Source organism: Arcobacter vandammei, assembly GCF_016106035.1.
Classification (GTDB): Bacteria; Campylobacterota; Campylobacteria; order Campylobacterales; family Arcobacteraceae; genus Aliarcobacter; species Aliarcobacter vandammei.
The window spans coordinates 1-587 of record NZ_JADKPZ010000055.1 but is presented as its reverse complement, the minus strand read 5'-3'; the positions used below and the strand labels follow the sequence as shown (position 1 = coordinate 587).

Sequence of the window (587 nt, the reverse complement as noted above, 5' to 3'; positions counted from 1 at the left end):
TAGTATAAAATTAACTGTGTAAACCTAAAAATATTAATTTATTAGATAGAATTTAAAAATCTATCTAGTAAATTTTTCATTTAAGGATTTACAAATGAATATATTAAATAAAGAAGAGTTAAGAAGACAAATAAGAGAAGGTAAAGAGATATCATTAGATGGTATTTTAGAAGAGTTTAAATCCCTTCTTAGAGAGTCACTACAAACAGCAAGTGAAGAAGAGCTTACTTCTCACCTAGGTTATGAAAAACATCAAGAATCAGAAAATTCCAACTATAGAAATGGACATAGTAAAAAATCATTAAAAACCTGTGTTTACACTCTCTTTGAGAAAATATGGTCAAGTAGATGTATCAATTCCAAGAGATAGAGATGGAACGTTTGAACCAAAATTAGTTCCAAAAAGAGAGAGAATATTAAAAGGTAGTGAAGATTTAATACTTTCATTATATGTAAAAGGTATGAGTGTATCTGATATAAGTACTCACCTTGATGATTTGTATGGCTATCAACTCTCAGAACAAACAATTTCAAATATTACTGAAGCTATTATGGATAAAGCTAAGGAGTGGCAAAATCGTCCATTA

2 protein-coding genes are annotated in these 587 nt (G+C 28.1%); both read left to right on the top strand.

Features of this window, described 5'->3' with window-relative positions; genetic code table 11:
- Window positions 1-94 precede the first annotated feature (94 nt).
- Entirely contained in the window at window positions 95-370 is a 276-nt protein-coding gene (locus IQC44_RS11610; protein ID WP_198306488.1) for a transposase, read from the top strand.
- A partial coding sequence (locus IQC44_RS11605) for a transposase (RefSeq protein ID WP_198306487.1) occupies window positions 327-587 on the top strand: 261 nt, incomplete at its 3' end. The genes IQC44_RS11610 and IQC44_RS11605, both read left to right, overlap by 44 nt.